Origin of the sequence: Mucilaginibacter sp. (assembly GCF_036383575.1) — a bacterium.
Taxonomy (GTDB): Bacteria; Bacteroidota; Bacteroidia; order Sphingobacteriales; family Sphingobacteriaceae; genus Mucilaginibacter.
On record NZ_DASVOB010000130.1, the window covers coordinates 1 to 5,545 of the forward strand.

The following is a 5,545-nucleotide window of genomic DNA, read 5'->3' on the forward strand; positions in this document are numbered from 1 at the left end:
ATTTGGGCGCCAACTTAATGATGGCTTCTATGGCAATCGGAAGCTTTTTTACTATCCCTTCGTTACGATCTTACCTGCTGGCAATTTTTTGTATTCCATTAGGTTTCGTGCTTATTAACGCGCTTACAACACTCATGGCACTGCATGCACTGCCTATTTTCTCGTTACCGTTTTGTGTGCTCAATATCAGCCTGCTTTATTTTTTAATATTGATTGGCCATCACCCCAAATTGCAGCTCACCACAGCACAGCATTACTCGCCCGAAAAAAACCTTTATCATGTTTTAAACCTGCAAAACAGGCTCAACGACTTGAAATACATCAGGCTCAGTTTGCCGTTTATGGGCTATTGGACGGTTTCGCAGGGTTATAATGGCCCAATTACCCACAAAGGCGAATGGGGCAAGGCGCTTGATTTTGTGATCACCGACGATGAACAAAAAACGTTTCAGTATCCCGGCACCCTTCCTGAGCATTTTTACTGCTTCAACAAACCTGTACTGGCCTGCGGCGAGGGCGTTGTTGAACTGGTAGTAAACCATGTAGAGGATAATGACATAGGCGAAGAAAACCTGAAGGAGAACTGGGGCAATACGGTAGTGATCCGCCATGCTGCGGGGCTTTATTCCAAACTATCGCACCTCAAAAAAAACTCCATAAAAGTTAAACCCGGCGATACTGTCAAACAAGGTGACTTGCTGGGTTTCTGCGGTAATTCGGGTAGGTCGCCCGAGCCACATTTGCATTTCCAGTTGCAGGCAACACCATATATCGGGTCTAAAACATTGCCATATCCATTTGCCTATTACTTTAACAAAAAGGATAATAAAAGCAGCATTGAAAGCTACAGTATCCCAAATGAAAACGAGCTGATAAGTAACCCAGAAACCAATGCATCGCTCAAAAAAGCATTCGACCTTCAACCGGGTTTTGTGGCAAAATTAACAGCCGAAAATGGTTTGACCGAAGAGTGGGAAATTTTTAAAGATACCTGGGGGCAATCCTATATCTACAGCAAAACAACCGGCGCTGTTGCTTATTTTGTCAATAATGGCACTATGTTTTACTTCACCAGTTTTTATGGCGATAAAACCTCGTTGCTCCACTATTTTTATATTGCAGCCTATAAAGTTATTTTTAACGATGCCGGGAACATCCAGGCAAGCGATGAGTTTCCGGTATCGCTCACCAGTAGCAAAATATTGCTTTGGCTGCAGGATTTTGCCGATCCGTTTTACCGGTTCATCGGCGTAAAATACAAAAGTGGCATCCAGGTAAAAAAAACAGGGTTAAATATTGTATCCAAACAATACCAGGAGATTACAGGCAAAACAACGCCCCTTGCCGAATCAACGGTTTTCGTAGATCACGGCAGCCTGCAAGCCTTCATCATAAATATAAACGGTAAGCATATTGAAGCACAATGGAGTACAGAAAACTAACCCTTCTTTTTGTCCTGATATTTGCTACCCTTACGGCCCGTGCACAGGATAATAAAGCTGCCGTGGCCGATAGTACCGCCGAACAACTGTACAACGCAGGAGACTGGAAACAACTTATCAGTTTTGTAAGCAAATCGGTTGCTGATAGTGTGGACTCTCCTACCCTGCGCTTTAAAGCCGGATACGCTTATATGCTCACGGGTAATTATAAAGCGGCCATCAGCCAGTTTAACCGGGTGTTGCTGAAGGATCCGCACAACACCACAGCGCGTTTGTATGCTTACTATTGCAACACCTACGTCAACAATAATAGCGCGGCGTTTTATAATGCATCACATTTAGACACAGCAACCCTGTACGCCATCAAACTATCGCCGTTTGGGCTAACGGATGCTGCCATTGAAAGCGGGATAAAACTGCCTAACAATGATGAACGCGACAATGGCTTTTTTGAACGGATCGGCATTGGTTTAAGATTGACCTGGCGTTTACAGCTTGATCAATCATTTATGTTTTTTAAGCAGAATATTTTCCGTTCGGGATATATTGATTATAAAAACCAGATCGGTAAAACCGATAAACAAACAGAGTACTATGCCAAAGTGAAGTATTCACTGGCGAAAAACATCAGCATACTTGGCGCATATCATTACCTGCATACCAGCTACCGCAGCAATATCAATCAAAGCAACCTCGGTTTATTCGGCGTAAAATATGATACCCGTTATGTTGATTTGCAGGCTGATGTTAATTTTGGAAAACTTATTACTAAAACTTTAAAACAATACGACGCAAAGCTGGATTTTTATCCTCTGGGGAACCTGAATTTATACACGATGAGCAAAGCATCTGTATCTAATTTAAGCGGGGCTCATAGTTTTATATATAGCCAATCGGTAGGTTTCAAAGTACTGGATAAAACATGGTTAGAAACAGCCGCCACCTTTGGAAATCAGGATGATTACCTGGATGCCGACGGACTTTATGTGTATAATGCCATCGACCCTACAAAATTTAAATGCGGCGAAAGCATTTTTTACCAATTAGGTAACCACGCCTTACTGAATTTAAATTACTTTTATGAAAAGAAAACAGACGTTTACCGCACTGTTAACTATAACCAAAACTCTGTTACGTTAGGTATAACATGGAAATTTTAAAGAAGACATATACAGCCGCCATTCTTTTATTTGTATTTGCATCACCATTGCAGGCACAAACAAATGCGGTGCTTCAAAAAGCTTTTCATAACAGTTATACCGACGAATTAAACAAAAACTACGTTGCCGCCATCGCCGATATTTATCCCTACTATTCGGAAAATAATTATGAGATAACCATCAGGCTGGGCTGGCTCAATTATCTCAATAAAAACTACACGGCCTCGCAAAGCTACTATCAAAAGGCTATAACACTGAAACCCAACTCGGTTGAAGCTAAATTTGGCTATGTAAAGCCCCTTTCCTTTTTGCAAAGCTGGGATAAGGTGCTGGAGCAATATCTCGCTATCCTGAAAATAGACGCTCAAAACACACAGGCAAATTATTGGGGAGGTGTAATTTATTACAATCGTAAACAGTATGAGCCGGCCATCAAGCTTTTCAGGGCTGTGGTAACCCTTTACCCCTTTGATTACGATGGCAACCACATGCTGGCCTGGTCAATGCTTATGGCCGGGAAAAAAGCAGAAGCAAAACCTTTTTTTGAAAAAGCCCTGATCATTAAACCTTCCGATGCTTCGAGTACTGATGGCTTAGCCAGGTGTAATTGAGACGCGAAAGCATTTTAATGTGAAAACGTATAATTATATCTCCCGTTTGTAAATTACGATTGACTGACAGCTAATTTTAATTAGCGCGGCGTCTTGTTTTGCCCCTCTGGGGCAAAAGATATCTCTATAATTTTACACGCTACAAACCTTTTGCACCTCTGGTGCAATTGTCCTTAAGCACACCTCAATTAATACTTGTTTATCAAACTATAAAAATCCCCCAGAGGGGGAAAAGGTTTGTAGAAATAACGCCCCTCCCATTACCAGAACCCCAGAGGGGTTCAACTCACGCGGATTGCTAAATTGGCATAACATTTATGGATTAAATTTAAACCTACCGGATATGTGATTATGCATCTCTACAGCAATCAAACATTTTTCCAACTATCTTCATACGTCGATTTAAATCCTGCATTTATCGACACATTATCCGATGAACTCGCTTTCCGATTTAATTTTAATTAAACCTGTCCGCAAAAGACAGCGCTAATTATCAATTTAAATTAAACCAAAAAAATGAAATCCTTTTACGCTACACTATTGATGCTGGGCACAATAATTGGCCTGGCATCATGTAAAAAGGAGAACGCTTCAAAATCAGCTTCGGCCAGCGTTTCTTCATCAACCGTTACCTCAACGGGTGCCATCGCTTTAAGCCTTGCATCCAGTTCTACTACAGACAGTGTTTATATGGTTGGCTGCTATGGCAAGCATGACAAAAAAGACACCGTTGCTTTTAGCGCATTGCCCACTGCTATCGGCACCTACCTTACCGCTAATTACAGCGGTTACACCTTCAAAAAAGCATATTCTATTACCGACAGTACCAGCACAGTTGTTAACTACATAGTAGTGATCAAGTACAACAGTGCTTTGGTTGGCCTCAAATTCACTGCTACGGGTACATTTGTAAACACCCTTGAGCAACGCGAAGGCAGAGACCTTAAAGGACCAGGATGGCACCTGGGCGGCCCATTTGACAACCGTGACGGTAAACACCGCGACACTGTTGCCATTTCGGCCCTTCCTACTGCCGTTAGCAGCTATTTTTCGACCACTTATCCAACCGATACGTTGCTGCATGCTTCCGTTACGCCCGATAATGTGTACATATTGATCAGTAAAAACGGCGTACTGTACTCAACTGCCGTAACTGCTGCAGGCAAACTGGTTAAACGTGTTCAGATAGAAAAACACGATTTAAAACATGCCGCCGTAACCGAAGCCAACCTGCTCTCTGCTATTACCACTTACCTAACCACTACCTATCCCGGTTATGTATTTGATAAGGCATTTTCAGAAAGCTCCGGCGGCACCTTGCAAGGTTACGTTGTGTTCATTACATCCAACAGTACCAAATACGCTATAATTTTTAATGCGTCGGGTACATTTGTTAAAGCCCTGCCTATCCACTAAACATCAATCGATATAGCGCTGTTATGGTAAGCCATGCTTTTAACTAAGCATGGCTTACTTAATTATAACATGCGTAAAACAAAGCTCAAATATCCACCGGGCAAGTGTTAAGAAATGTTAAGTATCGATAAAGCAGTTATTAATATCGATAAATCCCTTCAATCTTTATCTTTTTGTAGTAAGTTTAAAATCTCGAAATTTAACATATGAACGATGAGGCCCGTAGGTGCTGTGATAAAGGCCGATCTGTAAAGCACCGTCATTTAAATCAGGTCTTGACACCGGGCTTCCGGGCAGGTCAGCCCAATGAATGCCGTCGTTGCTGCTCCTCATGTAAAACATGTCGCCTGATTTTTGGATCTGCAGGTAGCGGTTATAGTTCCAGCCGGTTTGGGTATTGGTTTGCATCCGGTCGCCTGTTTTATAGTTGGTGAGCATGTTGCCGCAGTTCCAGGCAGGAAAAATACTGTTCTGGATCAGGTTTTCGCTTCCTTCAGTGCCGGGTTGCTTCGCTTTCCGTACCATCAGGCCCATATCGCTGTTACCGGCTACCTTTTTTTCTTTAAGGCCGCTTACATCGGTTATTTCTACCTCGGCCACAAAATCGCCTGCAACATTGCTGTACAAAAACGGGCCGTATGGCAGGTTTCCATCCCAGTTTGAGCCTTTTGACTCTAATGTGAGCACGTTATCGCCGGTAAAAGCCTTGCCCTCCTGCTTATCGCCTCCACCAATTAAACCGTTCCATATAGTACCTGCGGTACCGTCACCGGCCAAGTCTCTGTTAACCGTAAACTGATCTTTAACGACATGAAACAATGCTGATGATGTACTCACAGGCAACGCTTTTGCTTTTAAGCTTACGTTACCGTAATTATCTTTTACCTTAAATGAGTAAGTATAATTTTTATCGGCC

4 protein-coding genes and 1 pseudogene are annotated in these 5,545 nt (G+C 42.4%); 4 read left to right on the forward strand and 1 reads right to left on the reverse strand.

Annotated elements, in window-relative coordinates; genetic code table 11:
- From VF500_RS04815 to VF500_RS04830, 4 genes are all read left to right on the forward strand, one after another.
- A partial coding sequence (locus VF500_RS04815) for an urea transporter (RefSeq protein WP_330858592.1) occupies nt 1-1,442 on the forward strand: 1,442 nt, incomplete at its 5' end.
- The gene (locus VF500_RS04820) at nt 1,424-2,602 is read left to right on the forward strand and encodes a hypothetical protein (RefSeq protein WP_330858593.1); all 1,179 of its coding nucleotides are present in this window, start codon (nt 1,424-1,426) and stop codon (nt 2,600-2,602) included. The genes VF500_RS04815 and VF500_RS04820, both read left to right, overlap by 19 nt.
- Nucleotides 2,590-3,213, forward strand: coding sequence for a tetratricopeptide repeat protein (locus VF500_RS04825; RefSeq protein WP_330858594.1), 624 nt, complete (start codon nt 2,590-2,592; stop codon nt 3,211-3,213). The genes VF500_RS04820 and VF500_RS04825 overlap by 13 nt, the downstream gene beginning before the upstream one ends.
- A 516-nt stretch (nt 3,214-3,729) precedes the next feature.
- Nucleotides 3,730-4,629, forward strand: a complete 900-nt coding sequence (locus tag VF500_RS04830; protein ID WP_330858595.1) for a PepSY-like domain-containing protein — start codon at nt 3,730-3,732, stop codon at nt 4,627-4,629.
- A gap of 165 nt (nt 4,630-4,794) precedes the next feature.
- On the opposite strand, the pseudogene VF500_RS04835 reads toward VF500_RS04830, so the two are convergent.
- Nucleotides 4,795-5,545 (reverse strand): annotated as a pseudogene (locus VF500_RS04835) (glycoside hydrolase family 43); the annotation flags it as partial.

Bases quoted from the DNA above. Each gene is read 5' to 3' on its own strand.
- VF500_RS04830 (WP_330858595.1), top strand. From the start codon at position 3,730: ATGAAATCCTTTTACGCTACACTATTGATGCTGGGCACAATAATTGGC.
- VF500_RS04820 (WP_330858593.1), top strand. From the start codon at position 1,424: ATGGAGTACAGAAAACTAACCCTTCTTTTTGTCCTGATATTTGCTACC.
- VF500_RS04825 (WP_330858594.1), top strand. From the start codon at position 2,590: ATGGAAATTTTAAAGAAGACATATACAGCCGCCATTCTTTTATTTGTA.